This is a genomic window from Actinomyces timonensis (assembly GCF_040702965.1).
Lineage (GTDB): Bacteria > Actinomycetota > Actinomycetes > Actinomycetales > Actinomycetaceae > Actinomyces > Actinomyces timonensis_A.
This window is the reverse complement of record NZ_CP159989.1, coordinates 1,082,649-1,099,487: the sequence shown is the minus strand read 5'-3', so window position 1 is coordinate 1,099,487 and position 16,839 is coordinate 1,082,649. Positions and strand designations below refer to the sequence as shown.

Genomic DNA, 16,839 nt, shown 5'->3' with positions numbered 1-16,839 from the left:
CCGAGCTCGTCGATCCCGCGCAGTACGTGCGGGCCTCCGGCCTCCTCCAGGCGTCGAGCGCCGCCAAGCTTCCTCGTGGCCCCCGCCCTGGCGGGCCTCCTCCTACCGGTCCTGGGACTGCCCGGCATCATCATCATCGACGCCTCCACCTGCGCCCTCACCGCAGCCTGCTCACTGGCCGTGCGGCGGGCCCTGCCCGCGCGGGCGGCCGAGGCGCCCGCCCGCGAGCGCCTCCTGGGCGGATGGCGCCAGATCCGCTACGAGCCCCGCCTGCGGGCCCTCGTCATCATCATGACCGCGCTGACCTCCACGATCGGGATCGTGCAGGTGCTGTTCAAGCCCTCCCTCCTGCCGTGGATGAGCGCCTCGAGAGTCGGCCTCATCGAGACGCTGTGCGCCACGGGCCTCCTGGTCGGCGCCGCCCTGGCGACCGCCACGCGGGCCCGCCCGGCCACCCTGCTCACCGGCGGCACCGCCGTCACGGGGGCCGCGATGATCGCCGTGGCCGCCCGCCCCTGGCCCTGGTCGGTCGCCATCGCGGGGATCATCGCCTTCGCCGCGCTCGCCCTGTGCCAGGCGGGCGCCGATGCTCTCGCGCGCGCGTGCCTCGCCCGTGGGCGCGAGGCCTCCGCCTGGGGAGCGATCAGCCTCATCACGCAGTCGGGCTACCTCCTGGCCTACGCCACCGCGGCCCCGCTGGCGGACTACGTCTTCTCCCCCCTCGTGCGCGACGGCGGGTTCCCGGCGGCGCTGGTCGGCTCCGGGCCGGGACGGGGGGCGGCGCTGACGATCACCGTCGCCGGGGCGCTCACGATCGCGCTCGCGGCCCTCCTGGGCGCCAAGCGGGGGCGTTGGAGCCCGCGAGCGATGCCCGCCTCCCCCACCGACTCGCTCAAGGAGGGCGCGATATGCTCCGCAGGCTCCTGAGGGCCGATCTGGCGCGCGGCGCCGCCGTCGCCGTGACCCTGACGGCGCTCATCGCCCTGGCCTGCTCACTGGCGAGCGCGTCCGCGCGCATCGTCGTCGACACGACGACGGCCACGAGCCAGCTCGCCCGTCGGGCCAATCTGCCGGACCTCGTGCAGATGCACGCGGGGTGCCTCGACGCGGGCGCAATCACAGCCTGGGCGGACTCCCGCCCGGACGTCGTCGACCACGAGATCATCGAGTCCCTGCCCGCGCCCCGCGCCGAGCTGTGGATCGGCGGCGCCAACCAGGCCGACTCCTTCCAGGAGCCCGCCTTCGTCACCGCCCCGCGGCGCATCGACCTGCTCATAGGCGACGACGGCAGGCCCGTGGATCCGAGGCCGGGCGAGATCGCCCTGCCGATCCACTACTCGGTGGCCGGGGCGGCGAGCGTCGGGGACACGGTTTCCGTGGGGACCGGGGAGACGGCTATCAGCATGAGGGTGGTGGGGTTCTTCCGGGACGCCCAGATGAACCCCGCGATGATCCCCTCCAAGCGGCTGGTGGTCAGCCCCCAGGATTTCGAGGCGCTGGCCGCGCGCATCACCGAGCCCGAGTACTACATCGAGTTCGACCTGGCTGACTCCGCCCGGCCCGGCTCGGTGATCGCCGCCTACAACGACGCTGGCCTACCTCATCAGGGCATCCATGTCGACGCCTCGATGATCCGCCTCATGAGCGCGCTGAGCACCCAGCTCATCGCCGCGGTGGCGGTGATCGTGGCGCTCGTGCTGGCGGCGGTCTCCGTGCTCGCGCTGCGCTACACGGCGCTCACGGCGATCGAGGCGGACCTGGCCCAGATCGCGGTGCTCAAGGCGATCGGGGCGGCGCCGGGCCGGATCGCCCGGCTCTACCTGGTCAAGCACCTCGCCTTGACCAGCATCGGCGCCTTCATCGGCTACGCGGTGGGAGTCCCGCTCGGCGCCGCCCTCGAGGCCCCCGCCCTGACCTACCTGGGCGCGCCCCCGACCAGTGCCTGGGCCTTCGGGCTGCCATGAGCCGCGGTGCTGGTACTGGCGGGCCTCGTCATCGGCCTGACCCGCCTGACCCTGCGACGGATAGGCCGCCTCAGCGCCGTCGAGGCGCTGCGTGCGGGCGCCTCCGGGGCGGTGAAGGCGCGCCGCCACCGGTGGCGCCTGTCCCGCTCTCGCCGCCTGCCCGCCCTGCAATGGCTCGGGATCCGGCAGGCGCTCCGGCCCGCCAACATCCTCATGCTGGGAGTGCTCACGCTGGCCACCACCACGATGCTGATCCCCCTCAACATCGCCTCGACCCTGGACAACCCCAGCATCGCCACGTACCTGGGCGCCGGCGAGGCCGACCTGCGCATCGACGCGCGCGGCGGGGACGAGGACCTCACCGCGACGCGCGAGGCCCTGGAGGCCGACCCACGCATCGAGCGCAGCGCCGTCATCCAGCGCCGCGGCTATGAGATGCGGGTCGCCGAGGACCGGTGGGAACCGCTGCTCATCGACATCGGCGATCACGACGCCTTCCCGATGAGGTACCTCTCCGGCCGGGGCCCCGGCGGCGCCGACGAGATCGCCCTGTCCTACAGCCAGGCGCGGGCGGCCGGCGCCTCCGAGGGCTCCACCGTCACCGTGCGCGGCCAGCGGGGTGACCGGGACCTGACTGTCACCGGCGTCTACCAGGACATCACCAACAACGGCCTGACCGCGAAGGCGCTCTTCGACGACGGCTCCCCGGCCCTGTGGCGCCTGGCCTACGCCGATGCGCGTGACGGCGAGGACCCGCGCGCCGTCGCACGACCTGAGGCCCGTTCTCCCCGAGGCCCAGGTGACGGCCATGAGCGACCACGCCTCCCAGTTTTTCGGGGCCACGGGGTCCCAGGTGCGCCGCATCGCGCTCATGACCTGCGCGTCATCACTGGCACTGTCCTTCCTCATCACCGCGCTGCTCGTGACGCTGATCCTGACCCGGGAGCGCGAGCAGGTCACCACGCTGCGAGCCCTGGGGGCGCCCGTGCGGTCCATTCGACGCCACTACCTCACCCGCTTCGGCATCATCGCCGTCATCGGGCTCGTCACCGGGATCCTCCTCGCCCTCTCCGTCGGGGATCTCGCCGTGAGCACGATCATGGCCTCCCGAGGAGCGCCCGGGATCGAGCTGCTCCCCCAGGCGCGGGTCGTTGCGCTCATGATCCCGGCCGCCGTCATCGTCACGACCGCCGTCGCCATCGGGCTCGCCCTGCGGCGGCTTCCCACCGCGTCCCCGCGCACCAGTGAGTGAGAAGGAGAACCGCCGATGAGCCCATCACCGCGCCGCGCCGCCCGACCCGACCCGCGGGCGCCCGAGGACGCGACCGGCGCCCCCGCGCTGCGAGCCACCGGCCTGGTCAAGGCCTACCAGCGCGCCCCGGTCCTGGACGGGCTGGACCTGGAGATCCCCGCCGGTCAGTTCGTCGCGATCATGGGGCCATCGGGCTCGGGGAAGTCCACTCTCCTGCACTGCCTGAGCGGCATGGACCGCCCCACGAGCGGCACGGTCGAGCTCGCGCACTCGGGCGGCGTCGTCGACCTGACGACGCTGCGGGAGAAGCGGCTGGCCGACCTCCGCCTGAAGCGCATGGGCTTCGTCTTCCAGCAGCCGCACCTCCTGGCCACCCTGTGCCTGCTGGACAACATCGTCCTGCCCGGCTTCCTGGCCGGGGCGCGGCCGCGCCAGGAGGTGGTGGAGCGGGCCGAGGGGCTCATGCGGGCCATGGGGATCGCCGATCAGGCCGGCAGCGGCATCAACGAGGTCTCCGGCGGCCAGCTTCAGCGGGCGGGGATCTGCCGGGCCCTCATCAACGACCCCGCCGTGGTCTTCGCCGACGAGCCCACGGGCGCGCTCAACTCCGCGGCCGCCTCCCAGATCCTCGACCTGCTCGGCAAGATCCACGCCGGTGGGACGACGCTCGTGGTGGTCACGCACGACGCCCATGTGGCAGCGCGCGCCGCCCGGGTCCTGGTGCTCGTCGATGGCGCCATCGAGGAGGACATCGCCCTGGGCGACTACGACGGGTCGGGCGCCGCCGAGCGCCTCGACAAGGTCTCCCGAGCCCTCCAGCGCCAGGCGGTCTGAGCCGGGCACCAGCCGCGCTGCCCAGGGAGGAGGGGGCGGGCCCCGCCTCCTCCCCCGCGCCGTCGATTCAAGCCGCCGCGGCCAAGCGGGTTCTCAGTGCCCGTGGTTCCCGCAGCCGCAGCCACCAGGGGCGGCCGGCGCGGCGCTGACGGCGCGCAGGCCCAGGATGTTGCCGGCCTTGCGGCCGGGGACGATGCCCCCGACGCTCGCGGCGCCTCCGACCGCGGCCGCCATGGGCTGGACCACCTGGGGGGCCGGGGCGCGATCGGCCTGGGCCCCGGCGGGCCCCGCGCCGGGGCCACCGCACGCGCGTCCTCCGCAGCCGCATCCACTCATCGCCGTACTCCCTTCGCCGGGGCTCATCATGCTGGTGATAGGACGAGGGCCGGCCGGGCCCGCCCGCCCTTTCGGATCAACAGTGCCACGAGGACGCCGTCGGGATCGAACCCGGCGACGACGCCCCGCCCCCCGTCGCGCTCGTCACCGGCGGCCGTCGCCGCCCTCACGACCACGGGGCGCTCGGGCACCGGCCCCTCGCGGTCCAGCACCGCCTGGGGCAGTCCCTGCCCGTGGCGGATCGCGCGAGCCTCGTCGCGGCTGAGCTCGACGGCGGGGAAGCAGCGCCGCCCGGCCTCGGCCAGGGGAAGCACGCGCAGACCCGATGGCGGGTCCTCGCCGGCGCCGGCCTCCACCTGGGCGCTGGCCCGGTCCAGGGTGAGGGCCTCGGTCACATCAAAGGGGCCGACGCGGGTGCGGCGCAGGGAGGTCAGGTGCGCGCCGCAGCCCAGGGCCTCGCCGAGATCGCGCGCCAGCGCGCGGATATAGGTCCCCGAGGAGCAGGTCACGCGCAGGTCGAGGTCGAGGACGGGCACCTCCTGGCCATCCGGTCCTGTCACGGTTCCCGGGCGGAGGGCCCCGAGGGGCGTGATCGCGTGGATGGTGACGGGGCGCGCCGCCAGGGCGACATCCTCCCCGTCGCGCACGCGCTTGTAGGAGCGCACGCCGTCGACCTTGATGGCGGAGACAGCGCTGGGGACCTGCATGATCGGGCCGGTCAAGCCGGCCAGTGCGGCCTCAAGGCGCCCGTTGAGACCGGCTTCCCCAGCCTCGCCCGCGGGCGCAGGGCAGCCCCGCCAGGCGGTGGGCTCGCCCTCAGCGTCCTCGGTGAGGGTCTCCTGACCCAGGCGCGCGGTCGCCTCGTAGGTCTTGTCGGCGCCCACGAGGTGGGTGAGGAAGCGTGTGGCGCGGCCGACCCCGAGGATGAGCAGGCCGGTGGCCATGGGGTCGAGGGTGCCGGCGTGGCCGACCCTGCGGATGGCGCCCATGCGGCGCGCGGCGGCGACGACGTCGTGGCTCGTGACGCCGGCGGGCTTGTCGATGAGGAGGAGGCCGTCGTCGGCGGTGACGGCGCCGCGGGCGACGCGGGGACGGCTCACCGCTCCGCCGCCGCGCCCCGCGCCCCGACGGCCCCGGTGGCGGGCTCATCGTCGGGGCCCTCGGCGAGGTCCTCAGCGGGCTCCTCGTCGTCGTGCCGGTAGGGGTCGGCGTCCCCGGCGTAGGCGGCGCCCTCGGCAGCGCGGGCGATCCGCTCGTCGTTGACACGGGCCTGGGCGAGGGCGTCCTCGATGGACCTGGCCGTCGTCGGCAGGGCATCGAGCTGGAAGGCGATCGTGGGGGTGAGCCGGATGCCGAGCGCGCGGCCCACCTCGGAGCGGATGAGGCCGGTGGCCGAGCGCAACGCGGCGGCGGTGTCCCTGCGCTCCTCGTCGGAGCCGTAGACGGTGTAGAACACGGTGGCCTGCTGCAGGTCACCGGTGACACGGACGTCGGTGATGGTGATGAACCCCAGGCGGGGGTCCTTGACGCGGCCCTGGAGGAGGCGGGCCACGGTCTCATGGATGCGGTCGGCGACCTTGCGGGCGCGGGCGGAGTCGGCCATGGGGCTCTCCTTCATCCGGCATGCGGATTCACACAGCATGCGGGTCGATGCGGGGCGGTGAGTCATCCGGGCGGGGCGCCCGGCGCGCCGATAGTATCGGGCCCGCCTCCCCCAGGCGCGAAAGCCAGGTCGACCAAGCCATGAAAGCACGATGAGCGCTCCCTTCTCCCCCACCCGGTCCCCCGCCACCGCCGGCCTGACGATGGTGCTCGGCTGCTACCTGCTGTGGGGGATGTTCCCGCTGTACTTCCGCCAGCTGGCCGCCGCCGGCAGCCTGGAGATCATCGGGCACCGGATCCTGTGGACGCTGGCCACCTGCCTCGTCGCCGTGGCCCTGCTGCGCCGCTGGGGCCGGCTGCGTGCCGCCCTGACCACGCCCCGGCTGGCCGGATCCCTCGTGGTCTCAGGCGTTATCGTCACCCTCAACTGGCTCATCTACGTCTATGGCGTGAACTCGGGGCGCACGGCCGACGCCGCCCTGGGCTACTTCATCAACCCGCTCGTCACCGTGGCGCTGGCGGCGCTCCTCCTCGGGGAGCGGCTGCGCCGGCTCCAGCTGGCGGCGCTGTCCCTGGCGGGGCTCGGCGTGCTCGTGCTCGTCGTCGCCCAGGGGACGCTGCCGTGGGTGAGCCTCGGGCTGGCGGGGACCTTCGGGCTCTACGGGTTGGCGAAGAAGCGCTCCGGGGCGCATGTGGACGCCCTCACGGGGCTCACCGTGGAGTCCCTGGCTGTGGCGCCGCTCGCCGCCGCCTACCTGGGCTGCCTCGCCGCCCAGGGCCGGACGGTCTTCCAGGGCGCGCAGGCCTCGCCGAGCATCGGGGCGCTGCTCCTGATGGCGGGGCCCGTGACGGCCGTCCCCCTCCTGCTCTTCGCCGCGGGCGCCCGCCGGGTCGCCCTGACGACGATCGGCATGGCGCAGTACCTCGGGCCGATCCTCCAATTCCTCCTGGCGTGGCTGGTGCTCCACGAGGAGATCTCCGGCGCCCGCTGGGCCGCCATGGCGCTGGTGTGGGCGGCGGTCGCCGTGTTCGTCGTCGACCTGGCGCGCCAGGTCTCGCGGCGCCCCTCAGGCCTGGGATGGCGGCAGCGCTGAGCCGCCGCCGTCCTCGCGCGCCCGCCCGTCGGGCCCGTCGCCGTCGGCGGGCGCGTACCTGTTCAGGATCGGCCCGATGAGGTCCATGGGCAAGGGGAAGACGACGGTGGAGTTCTGGTCGGCCCCCAGCTCAAGGAGGGTCTGGAGGTAGCGCAGTTGGAGCGAGGCGGGCGAGCGCGAGAGCGTGTCCGCGGCCTGGCGCAGCTCCTCGGAGGCCTGGAGCTCGCCACGGGCGCTGATGACCTTGGCCCGCCGCTCCCGCTCGGCCTCGGCGCCCCGGGCCATCGCGCGCTGCATCTGCTCGGGGATCTCCACGTCCTTGATCTCGACGACGCCCACATCCACGCCCCAGGGGCGGGTCTGGCCCTCGATGATGTCGCGCAGGTCGGCGTTGAGGGCCGAGCGGTGCGCCAGAACGGTGTCGAGGTCCACGCGCCCGAGCACGGAGCGCAGGGTCGTCTGGGCGATCTGGGAGGTTGCGATGGCGTAGTTCTCCACCTCCATGACGGCCTTGACCGGGTCGGTCACGTTGAACAGGACGACGGCGTTGACCCTGGCGGGCACGTTGTCCTCGGTGATGACCTCCTGGGGCGGGATCGTCAGGGTCACCACGCGCGTGTCCACCTTCTGCATCCGCTCCACGAGGGGGATGACGAGATGCAGCCCCGGCTCGTAGACGGGGCGCAGGCGCCCCAGGCGGAAGACGACGCCCCGCTCGTACTGGGAGACGGTCTTGAGCGACAGGGAGAGGAGCAGGGCGAGGAGGATGACCGCGCAGAGCGCGGCGAGCATCGGGGTGGTCATGCGGTGGTGTCCTTCCTGGAGGGCAGGCGGGACCAGCCCGCCGTGGAGAGGCTTCCGGCTCTGAGGCCAGCCCTGTCCCCCGCGCCGCCCCCCCCGGCCCGCGCCGGCCCCGGGGATCGTGGCGGCCAGCTCCTCGGCGCCGATATGGGGCAGGTGCTCGGGGGCGCCGTCAGGGGCGGACCGCAGATGGCGAGCGAGCGGGTAGGAGCCCGCCGCCATGATGGCCAGAGCCGTCCCCAGGACGATGAGGTCGCCGGGGCGGTGGAGGAGCAGGGTCATGCTCAGGCACAGGAAGGCGCCGGCCATGGCGATGACGAGGGCCAGGCCCCGGTGGAAGCGCCCGGCCTCGGAGTAGGGCCAGGGGTCCACGGGCCTGGTGATCTCCCGGGGGCCTGGTGTGGGAGAGCACGTGCTCTTCGCCGGGCAGCGCCCGCAGATCGCGTGCGCGCCCTCGTAGCGGATGACCCGCTTGTCCGGGTCGAAGGCCGTCGGCCACAGCCATTGGTCCTCGTGGCAGCGCCAGCCGTCGACATCGTCGTGGTAGACGAAGTCCGCGTGCCGCCAGTTCAGGGAGCGCCGGGCGCTGCGCGAGCCGAGGACGTCCACGGCCCACGCCACGCCCAGCATGACGAGCGCGTACGCGGCCACGAGCCAGGAGCTCACATCGGGCGGGGCCATCAGTCACTCAGCTCCGCGCGCTCGCCGCGCCATGACTGGTGCCGGGTGTCGAGCTCCTCGTAGAGCGCGTCCTTCTCGAAGGACTCCACGGTTCGGCCCTGGCGCCAGTGCCGCGCCCCGAGAGAGGCGATGCGGAGGTAGGGCAGGACCCCGCCGAGGATGAAGATGAGGTCACCGGGCATGCGCCCCCACTCGATGATCGTGTTGACCGTGTCCGTGATGTAGGTGAGTTGGCGGGCCTCGTAGTAGCCGGTGCCCACCGAGTAGCGCAGCTGGAGGATGCCCAGCGGCAGGAGGGTGGCGAAGCACATCCAGGCCAGTCCGATGTTGAGGCTCCAGAAGGAGGTCTTCGCCAGGCGCTCCGGCCATTTCTCCCTCGGGATGAGATAGCGCAGGGCGAACATGCCCAGCCCGAGGGCCATGAAGCCGTAGACGCCCATCATGGAGGCGTGCGCGTGGTTGGCGGTCAGCGCGGTGCCGATCTCGTAGTAGGAGACGATCGGCAGGTTGACGAGGAAGCCGAAGACGCCAGCGCCCAGGAAGTTCCAAAACCCGACGGCGACGAGGAACATGACGGCCCAGCGGTGCGGGAAGGGCTTGGCGTCCTTGCCGTGGCGGTTGGCCCCGAGCTGCATGAAGGCCCAGGCCTCCACGGTGAGGAAGGTCAGCGGGATGACCTCGGCGGCGGAGAAGAAGGCTCCCAGCGCCATGTGCTCCACGGGGGTGCCTGAGAAGTACAGGTGGTGCATCGTCCCGATGACCCCGCCCGCGGAGTAGAGGATGATGTCCATGAAGATGATGCCCAGGGCGATCCGCTCGCGCACGACGCCCAGGAGCACGAAGACGTAGGCGACCATGACGGTGGTGAACAGCTCGAGGAAGTCCTCGACCCACAAGTGGACCACCCAGAAGCGCCAGAACTCGGCGACGGTGACATGGGTGCCGGTGCGGGCCATCATGCCGACGGCGTAGAAGGCGGGGATGGCCAGGGCCGCGAACATGAACAGCCAGGGCATGTTCGACACGTGCTCGTTGCGCAGCCGGCCCCGCATCGAGCGCCAGATGATGGCCACCCAGATGAAGAGGGCCGCGGTGAGCAGCGCCTGGAAGACGAAGGGCAGATCGAGGTACTCCCACTGCTGGGCGAACAGCGGTCCCTTGGCCCAGCTCACCCCGTGCTGGCTGGCGGCCTCGGCCAGGCAGGACAGGACGACGACGGCCGCGGCGGCCACGAGCAGCACCCAGACGAGCGCGTGCTGCCCCTTGGGCTCCCGGCGGGCGATGAAGGGGGCGAGGAAGAGCCCCGCGCCGAGCAGCCCGAGGGCCGTCCAGAACAGGGAGAGCTGGACGTGCCAGGTGCGGGCCAGGGAGAAGGGGATGTAGCGGCCCATGTCGAATCCGAAGAAGCTGAGCGCGTCCGCCCGGTAGTGCTCGGCCAGGGCCCCCACGAGGGTCTGGACGAGGAAGAGGACCGCGATGGTGAGGATGAACCAGGCGACGACTCTCTGCGATCCGGTCAGGCCCACCTCGCCGGGCTGGCGGAAGGACAGGGCGGGCGCCTCCTCGGAGTGCCAGCCGATCTTCCGGCTCCAGCGCCCGTAGATGGCGAACATGACGCCGGTTCCGCCGATGAGGACGATGAGGGAGAGCACCGACCAGATCATGAGGTCGCCCGTGGGCGAGTTGCCCACGCGCGACTCAGCGGGCCAGTTGTTCGTGTAGGAGTAGTCGTGCCCGGGGCGTTCGGCCGCCGAGGCCCAGGCCGTCCAACCGACGAAGGCAGTCACCTGGCGCACCTGGGCGGGGTCGGTGATGAGGTCGGGCTTGAGGCCGTTCGCGGCGGCCTCGGGGCCGAGCATGGCGGTGTAGTGCTCCACCGCCTGCTCGTAGGCGGTCACCTGCTCGGGGGTCCACACGAGGTCACCGCTGGCGGCGTCGTAGCGGTTGGCACGCAGCATGTCCTTGGTTGCGGTCGCGGGATCCCCGTTCCCCTCGGCGGCCAGCTGGGCGCTCACCGAGTCGGCCTCCATGCGCAGGTACTCGGCGGTGAAGTCCGGGCCGAGGTAGCCGCCGTGCCCGACGATGGAGCCGTATTCCATGAGCCCGCGCGATTGGAAGAGCCGCTGGCCAGCGGTGATGTCCTCAGTGGTGAAGACGACGGAGCCGTCCTCCGCAACGACCCTGCTGGGCTGGGGCATGGAGTCGGCGTACGTGCGGTAGGCCAGCAGGCCCATGACGGTGAAGCCGAAGAGCATGACCAGGGCGACGGCCTGGATCCATCCCTTCCCGATGATCCGGGCGCGGCGCGCACCCGTGCCCTCGCTGCTCATGAGAGACGGCATGGCGGACCTCCAGAGATATGTGACAGGCGGGGCGGCATGACAGGCCGTCACCTCGACTGCTCCAGAATGTCACGGCGGAGGGCGTGACAATACCGTCTCCGGGCAAGAGCGCTCAATCAGCGCTACATACCCCTCCCAGGATCGGGAAGAGCGGGGCGGACGGGATCGCGGTGGTCAGCGCCGGGCCGTCATGCTCAGGACGGTCTTGCCGCGCGAGTGGCCGTTGGCCACTTTGCCCAGAGCGGCGCCGACCTCATCGAAGGGGAACACCTCGTCAACGGACGGGGCGATCCGCCGAGTCGAGAGGAGGTCGGCGACCTCCTGGAGCTGCGCCCCGTTGGATTCCACGAAGATGAAGTCGTAGCGGACCCCGCACCCGCGGGCGGCGCGGTCCAGGCGCCATCCGGCAGCCGTGAAGAGCGCCCGCTTCCAGGCCGGCATCCCCATCCGTGAGGCGAAGGCGCCGTTGGGCAGGCCGCGCAGGGAGACGAGGCGCCCACCGCGCCTCATGACGCTCATCTGCCGACGGGTCTCCTCGCCCCCGAGGGTGTCCAGGACGTAGTCGATGCCGCTGAGGATCCGCGTGTAGTCCTCGGCGCGGTAGTCGAGGAAGCGGTCCGCGCCCAGGGAGAGGACCCGCTCCCGGTTGGCGGCGCTGCCGTTGGTCACGACGGTCAGGCCCCTGGACTTGGCGATCGGGATCGCCATCGCGCCCACCGAGCCGGTACCGCCCGAGATGAAGATCGTCCCCCCGGCGGTGGCGCCCATGAGATCGAGCGCCTGGACGGCCGTGAGGGCCGTCAGGGGCACGGCGGCGGCCTCCTCGTCACTGAGGTGCTCGGGGACCACCGCCAGCGCGTCGGCGTCGACGGCGACGTACTCGGCGAAGGCGCCGATGGAGCCCAGGGGAAGGCGCGAGAAGACGCGCTGCCCCAGTTCCAGGGAGCGCACGCTCGAGCCGACCTGCTCGACGACCCCGACCACCTCGTTGCCGATGACCAGCGGCAGGGCATAGGGAGTGATGAGGCGGACCTCGCCTCGGGCGATCATGATGTCGAGCGGGTTGACCCCGGCGGCGGCGACCTTGACCAGGGCCTGGCGCGGGCCGATCTCAGGTCGGCGGACTCGCATGAGCTCCACGTGGGGGTTCTTCGCGTCGTAGGAGGTCTGAACGGCGGCTCTCATCATGGTGCGCCTCTCGTCTGGGGCCGTGCGCGCGAAGCGCTCTGCCATCGGATGCTGCGTGGATATGACGGTGGTCGACGGCGAGGCCGGCCCCGGGATCGAGGGCGAGCGCGTCCGCGCCCCGCATGGGCCGTCTCGCCGTTCCTCCCGGCGGCGGCGGCCGGCCACCACGGAGGTGACCGGCCGCCGCCGCTGAGGGACGCTCAGGAGCGAGGCTTCTCGCGCAGCTCCCAGGTCTCGATGACGTCGCCCTCGGCGATGTCCTTGAAGCCCAGGTTGATACCGCACTCGTAGCCCTCGCGGACCTCGGTGACGTCGTCCTTCTCACGGCGCAGGGTCTCGACGGCGAGATCGCCGCCCACGACCACGCCGTCGCGCACCAGGCGGGCCTTGGCCCCGCGCTTGATGGTGCCCGAGCGGACGATCGAGCCCGCGATGGAGCCGAACTTCGAGGAGTGGAAGACCTGGCGGATCTCGGCGGTGCCGAGCTCGACCTCCTCGTAGATGGGCTTGAGCATGCCCTTCATGGCGGCCTCGACGTCCTCGATCGCGTTGTAGATGACCGAGTAGAACTTCATGTCGACGCCCTCGCGGTCGGCCAGCTCCGCCACGCGCTCGGCGGGGCGGACGTTGAAGCCGATGATGACGGCCGAGTCGACCGTTGCGAGGTTGACATCGTTCTGCGTGATGGCGCCGACGCCGCGGTGGATGACGCGCAGGGCGACCTCCTCGCCGACGTCGATCTTGAGCAGCGAGTCCTCCAGGGCCTCGACGGCGCCCGAGCTGTCACCCTTGAGGATGAGGTTGAGGGTGTCGACCTTCCCGGCCTTCAGGACGTCGGAGAGGTTCTCCAGGGACACGCGCTTGCGGCGCTTGGCCAGGAGGGCGGCGCGCTCGGCGGCCTCGCGCTTGTCGGCGATCTGCCGGGCGGTGCGGTCGTCCGGGGCGACGATGAAGGAGTCTCCGGCGCTGGGAACGCTCGTCAGGCCCAGGATGAGGGCCGGGCGGGCGGGCCCGGCCTCGTCGAGGTTGTCCCCGTGCTCATCGAACATGGCGCGCACGCGCCCGTAGGACGAGCCGGCCACGATCGGGTCCCCCACGCGCAGGGTCCCCTGCTGGACGAGCACCGTGGTCACGGCGCCGCGGCCCTTGTCGAGCTTGGCCTCGACCGTCACGCCGCGCGCGTCCGCGCTCGGGTTGGCGCGCAGGTCCAGGGCCGCGTCGGCGGTGAGGACCACGGCCTCGAGGAGCTCGTCGATGTGGAGGCGCTGCTTGGCGGAGATGTCGACGAACATGGTGTCGCCGCCGTACTCCTCGGGCACGAGGCCGTACTCGGTGAGCTGGCCGCGGACCTTGTCCGGGTTCGCGCCCTCCTTGTCGATCTTGTTGACGGCCACCACGATCGGCACATTCGCGGCCTGGGCGTGGTTGAGGGCCTCAACGGTCTGCGGCATGACGCCGTCATCCGCGGCGACGACGAGGATCGCGATGTCCGTGACCTCGGCACCGCGGGCGCGCATGGCCGTGAAGGCCTCGTGACCGGGGGTGTCGATGAAGGTGATCGGACGGGTCTCGTCGCCCACGGGGACGTGCACCTGGTAGGCGCCGATGGACTGCGTGATGCCGCCGGCCTCGTCCGCCACGACATCCGTGGAGCGGATGGCGTCCAGCAGCTTGGTCTTGCCGTGGTCGACGTGGCCCATGACGGTGACCACGGGCGGCCTGGGGGCCATGTCCTCGTCGTCCCAGGCGGCCTCCTCGGCCTCCAGGTCGATGTCGAAGGAGCCCAGGAGCTCGCGGTCCTCGTCCTCCGGGGAGACGATCTGGACGTCGTAGCCGAGCTCGGCGCCCAGCAGGCCGAAGGTGTCCTCATCAAGGGACTGGGTGGCCGTGGCCATCTCCCCCAGGTGGAACAGGACGGTGACCAGGGCCGCCGGGTTGGCGTTGATCTTCTCGGCGAGGTCGGTCAGCGTGGCGCCCTGGCGCACGCGCACCACGGTGGAGCCGTCACCGCGCGGGACGATGACTCCGCCGAGCGACGGCGCGCTCTGCTGCTCGAACTCCTGGCGCTTGGCCCGCTTGGACTTGCGCCCGCGAGGGGCGCCGCCTCCGCGCCCGAAGGCGCCCTGCGTGGAGCCACGGCCGCCGCGGCCCCCGCGGGGACCGCCGAAGCCTCCGCCGCCACCGGGACGGCCGCCGCCACCGGGGCGGGACCCGCGACCGCCTCCAGAGCCGCCGCGGCCGCCGTCGGCGCCGCCCCGGGAGGGGGAGCCGGGCCGGCCGACCGAGGAGCGGCCGGGCATCATGCCCGGGTTCGGGCGGGGACCGCCGCCGGGCCGGGGCCCGGGCGCCGGGCGGCCGCCCTGAGCACCGGCGCCCTGGGGGCGCGGACCGCCGGAGCCGCCCCGGCCGCCGCGAGGACGGGGGCCGCCGCTTCCACCGGGCCGGGGCATGCCCTGGCTGGGGGCGAAGGGGTTGTTGCCCGGGCGCGGGCCTCCGGGGCGAGGGCCGCCGGGCCGCGGAGCGCCGGGCCGCGGAGCGCGGTCGGAGCGCTCGCCGCGCTCCGAGCGGTCCTGCCGGTCGGGCCGGCCATCGTGCCGGGGCATGCCCTGGCTGGGGGCGAAGGGGTTGTTGCCCGGGCGCGGGGCGCCGGGGCGAGGGCCGGGAGCCGCCGGACGGGGGGCCGAGGGCCGGGGGGCCGACGGCGTCGCGGCCCGGGGCTTGGAGGGCTCCCGGCGGCTGTCCGGCACGGGCACCGGCTGGGCAGCGGGCGCGGCCTCGGGCGCCGACGGGGCGGCCGACGCAGGCTCGGTCGGGCGCGCGCCGGGCTTGGGGACCGCGGGCCTCGCACCGGGCTTGGGCGCGGACGGAGCCTTGGCCTCCTTCCTCGCCTCCGCGGGCTTGGCGGCCTTGGGGGCCGCGGCCGCCTGCGCCGCGAAGTGCTCGCGCACGCGGCGCGCGACCGGCGGCTCAACGGCGGAGGAGGCCGCCTTGACGAACTCCCCCTGATCCTTGAGCCACGAGAGGATCATCTTCGAGGTGATCTTCTTGCCAGTGGGGTCGAGCTCCTTGGCGAGCTCGTGAACGCGTGGTTTTGCCACTTTTCTCCTGTCAGGTTGCCCGCTCCCTGACAGGAGCGGGCGCTAGTAGAGGCAGCTCATCGCTGGGTACTCATCGGGTGCCCATCGGCTTCCTACCCGCCTTCGTTATCGGTGTTCCGGCCCCGGCAGGGGCCGGTCGGATCTTGCGCTCCCGAGGGCGCCGCGTGGGCGGCGAGCCAGTCGCGCGCAGGGGCCGCGTCGAGCGGGCCCTCGGCGCGCAGAGCACGCCCGAGGGCGCGCCTGCGCTCGGCGAGGTCGAGGCACGCCGGATCCACGTGGATCCAGGCGCCGCGCCCCGGCATAAGGGCCCGGGCGTCGACCGCGAGCTCGCCACTCGCGGTCAGGGCCAGCCGCAGCAGCTGCGACCTGGGGGCCTTGGCACGGCAGCCGATGCAGGTCCGCTCAGGCACATGCGAGGAGGCTGTCACCGACTCACCGTGTCCTTCCGGGAACTCATCGCCCACCGCTGGCGGGCACGAGAGCGCTGCTCAGCGTCCCGCGACCCGCTCGGGGCCCGCGGAGATACTACCGAACGCGCTGTCAGGAGCCGTCGTCGGGGGTTGAGGTACCTGTCACGTCGTCGGCGCGCGATCCATGGCCCGGAGCGATCTCGCCGAGCTCGGCATCGGCGTGGATGTCGATCTTCCAGCCGGTCAGGCGCGCGGCGAGGCGGGCGTTCTGCCCCTCCTTGCCGATGGCCAGCGAGAGCTGGAAGTCCGGGACGATGGCGCGGGCGGTGCGCTCGGCCTCGTCGATGACCGCCACTGAGGCCACCCGCGCCGGGGACAGGGCGTTGGCCACGAAACGGGCCGGGTCCTCGGAGTGGTCGACGATGTCGATCTTCTCCCCGCCGAGCTCGGCCATGACGGCGCGCACGCGCTGGCCCATGGGGCCGATGCAGGCGCCCTTGGCGTTGACGCCGCGGGTGCGGGCGCGAACCGCCATCTTGGTGCGGTGCCCGGCCTCGCGGGCGATGGCGACGATCTCGACGTCACCGGAGGCGATCTCCGGGACCTCGCGCTCGAAGAGCTTCTTGACCAGCCCCGGGTGGGTGCGCGACAGGATGATCTGAGCGCCCTTCATCCCCCGGGAGATCTCGGTGCAGTAGACGCGGACGCGGTCCCCGTGCCGGTAGCGCTCCCCGGGCACCTGCTCATGCGGGGGCATGATGCCCTCGTGCTCCTCGTCGAGGCGCACGTGGATGATCCTGGGATCACGGCCCTGCTCGACGACGCCGGAGATGAGCTCCCCGGTCTTGTCCTTGAAGGCGCCCAGGACCTCGAAGTCGCGGCGGTCCTGGATGCGCTGGACGATGACGGATCGGGCCGTGGCCTGAGCGATGCGCCCGAAGTCGTCCGGGGTGTCGTCGAAGTACTCGCCGGTGGGCTCGTCCTCCTCATCCACCTCCGGGGCCAGCACCGACATGTGCCCGGTCTTGCGGTCGATCTCGACGTAGGCGCCCCGGATGGCCCCGGGCACCTTGGAGTAGGCGCCGAGGATGGCGTCCTCGATGGCGGGCAGCAGGGCCTCGAGGTCGATGCCCAGCTCGTCTGCTGCGACGCGCAGCTCCGGCATGTTGATGTCCATGGTTCCTCTTGTCTGGTGCCGTGTGCGGATTCGGGGGTGGGGTCCGGGCGGTTCGCGCGG

At 72.7% G+C, this 16,839-nt stretch carries 14 protein-coding genes and 1 pseudogene; 5 read left to right on the top strand and 10 right to left on the bottom strand.

All coding sequences use genetic code 11. The features are described from left to right. The first annotated feature begins 75 nt into the window (after positions 1-75). The 4 genes from ABXS69_RS04835 to ABXS69_RS04820 all read left to right on the top strand — a co-directional run bounded on the left by ABXS69_RS04835 (position 76) and on the right by ABXS69_RS04820 (position 4,050). Complete coding sequence (locus ABXS69_RS04835) at positions 76-927, top strand: hypothetical protein (protein WP_366181605.1); 852 nt, start codon at positions 76-78, stop codon at positions 925-927. Next, entirely contained in the window at positions 909-1,964 is a 1,056-nt protein-coding gene (locus tag ABXS69_RS04830; protein ID WP_366181531.1) for an ABC transporter permease, read from the top strand. The genes ABXS69_RS04835 and ABXS69_RS04830 overlap by 19 nt, the downstream gene beginning before the upstream one ends. An 808-nt stretch (positions 1,965-2,772) precedes the next feature. Further along, positions 2,773-3,216 (top strand): FtsX-like permease family protein, encoded by a 444-nt coding sequence (locus ABXS69_RS04825; RefSeq protein WP_366181406.1) that lies wholly within the window; start codon positions 2,773-2,775, stop codon positions 3,214-3,216. Between the two features lie 15 nt (positions 3,217-3,231). Next, positions 3,232-4,050, top strand: coding sequence for an ABC transporter ATP-binding protein (locus ABXS69_RS04820; RefSeq protein ID WP_366181405.1), 819 nt, complete (start codon positions 3,232-3,234; stop codon positions 4,048-4,050). 93 nt (positions 4,051-4,143) lie between these two features. Here ABXS69_RS04820 and ABXS69_RS04815 read toward each other — a convergent pair whose 3' ends face one another. From ABXS69_RS04815 to rbfA, 3 genes are all read right to left on the bottom strand, one after another. Continuing rightward, positions 4,144-4,284, bottom strand: coding sequence for a hypothetical protein (locus ABXS69_RS04815; protein WP_366181404.1), 141 nt, complete (start codon positions 4,282-4,284; stop codon positions 4,144-4,146). 128 nt (positions 4,285-4,412) lie between these two features. Beyond that, positions 4,413-5,486 (bottom strand): tRNA pseudouridine(55) synthase TruB, encoded by a 1,074-nt coding sequence (gene truB, locus ABXS69_RS04810; RefSeq protein WP_366181403.1) that lies wholly within the window; start codon positions 5,484-5,486, stop codon positions 4,413-4,415. Next, positions 5,483-5,989: a 30S ribosome-binding factor RbfA gene (gene rbfA, locus ABXS69_RS04805; protein ID WP_366181402.1), complete on the bottom strand. Its 507-nt coding sequence runs from the start codon at positions 5,987-5,989 to the stop codon at positions 5,483-5,485. Before rbfA ends, truB begins: the two co-directional genes overlap by 4 nt. Before the next feature lie 151 nt (positions 5,990-6,140). Here rbfA and rarD point away from each other — a divergent pair, with 151 nt between their 5' ends. Continuing rightward, a complete protein-coding gene (gene rarD / locus ABXS69_RS04800) occupies positions 6,141-7,082 on the top strand; it encodes an EamA family transporter RarD (RefSeq protein WP_366181401.1) in 942 nt (313 codons plus the stop codon). On the opposite strand, the gene ABXS69_RS04795 is transcribed toward rarD, so the two are convergent. From ABXS69_RS04795 to nusA, 7 genes and pseudogenes are all read right to left on the bottom strand, one after another. After that, positions 7,056-7,886, bottom strand: a complete 831-nt coding sequence (locus ABXS69_RS04795) for a slipin family protein (protein WP_366181530.1) — start codon at positions 7,884-7,886, stop codon at positions 7,056-7,058. The two genes, rarD and ABXS69_RS04795, sit on opposite strands and share 27 nt — an antisense overlap. Before the next feature lie 129 nt (positions 7,887-8,015). Further along, positions 8,016-8,564 (bottom strand): annotated as a pseudogene (locus ABXS69_RS04790) (hypothetical protein); the annotation flags it as partial. Further along, positions 8,564-10,906: a cbb3-type cytochrome c oxidase subunit I gene (locus ABXS69_RS04785; protein ID WP_366181400.1), complete on the bottom strand. Its 2,343-nt coding sequence runs from the start codon at positions 10,904-10,906 to the stop codon at positions 8,564-8,566. The gene ABXS69_RS04785 and the pseudogene ABXS69_RS04790, both read right to left, overlap by 1 nt. 174 nt (positions 10,907-11,080) lie before the next feature. Continuing rightward, positions 11,081-12,091 (bottom strand): NADP-dependent oxidoreductase, encoded by a 1,011-nt coding sequence (locus ABXS69_RS04780; RefSeq protein ID WP_366181399.1) that lies wholly within the window; start codon positions 12,089-12,091, stop codon positions 11,081-11,083. A gap of 203 nt (positions 12,092-12,294) precedes the next feature. Continuing rightward, positions 12,295-15,192 carry a translation initiation factor IF-2 gene (gene infB / locus ABXS69_RS04775; RefSeq protein ID WP_366181398.1) on the bottom strand — a complete coding sequence of 966 codons (2,898 nt, stop codon included), beginning with the start codon at positions 15,190-15,192 and terminating at the stop codon, positions 12,295-12,297. A 92-nt stretch (positions 15,193-15,284) separates the two neighbouring features. After that, entirely contained in the window at positions 15,285-15,620 is a 336-nt protein-coding gene (locus ABXS69_RS04770) for a YlxR family protein (protein ID WP_366181397.1), read from the bottom strand. A gap of 112 nt (positions 15,621-15,732) precedes the next feature. Continuing rightward, positions 15,733-16,779 carry a transcription termination factor NusA gene (gene nusA, locus ABXS69_RS04765; protein WP_366181396.1) on the bottom strand — a complete coding sequence of 349 codons (1,047 nt, stop codon included), beginning with the start codon at positions 16,777-16,779 and terminating at the stop codon, positions 15,733-15,735. Between the last annotated feature and the right edge of the window lie 60 nt (positions 16,780-16,839).

Coding starts and splice junctions, on each gene's coding strand:
- ABXS69_RS04830 (WP_366181531.1), top strand. CDS start 909: ATGCTCCGCAGGCTCCTGAGGGCCGATCTGGCGCGCGGCGCCGCCGTC.
- ABXS69_RS04825 (WP_366181406.1), top strand. CDS start 2,773: ATGAGCGACCACGCCTCCCAGTTTTTCGGGGCCACGGGGTCCCAGGTG.
- ABXS69_RS04820 (WP_366181405.1), top strand. CDS start 3,232: ATGAGCCCATCACCGCGCCGCGCCGCCCGACCCGACCCGCGGGCGCCC.
- ABXS69_RS04815 (WP_366181404.1), bottom strand. CDS start 4,284: ATGGCGGCCGCGGTCGGAGGCGCCGCGAGCGTCGGGGGCATCGTCCCC.
- rbfA (WP_366181402.1), bottom strand. CDS start 5,989: ATGGCCGACTCCGCCCGCGCCCGCAAGGTCGCCGACCGCATCCATGAG.
- rarD (WP_366181401.1), top strand. CDS start 6,141: ATGAGCGCTCCCTTCTCCCCCACCCGGTCCCCCGCCACCGCCGGCCTG.
- ABXS69_RS04795 (WP_366181530.1), bottom strand. CDS start 7,886: ATGACCACCCCGATGCTCGCCGCGCTCTGCGCGGTCATCCTCCTCGCC.
- ABXS69_RS04785 (WP_366181400.1), bottom strand. CDS start 10,906: ATGCCGTCTCTCATGAGCAGCGAGGGCACGGGTGCGCGCCGCGCCCGG.
- ABXS69_RS04780 (WP_366181399.1), bottom strand. CDS start 12,091: ATGAGAGCCGCCGTTCAGACCTCCTACGACGCGAAGAACCCCCACGTG.
- nusA (WP_366181396.1), bottom strand. CDS start 16,779: ATGGACATCAACATGCCGGAGCTGCGCGTCGCAGCAGACGAGCTGGGC.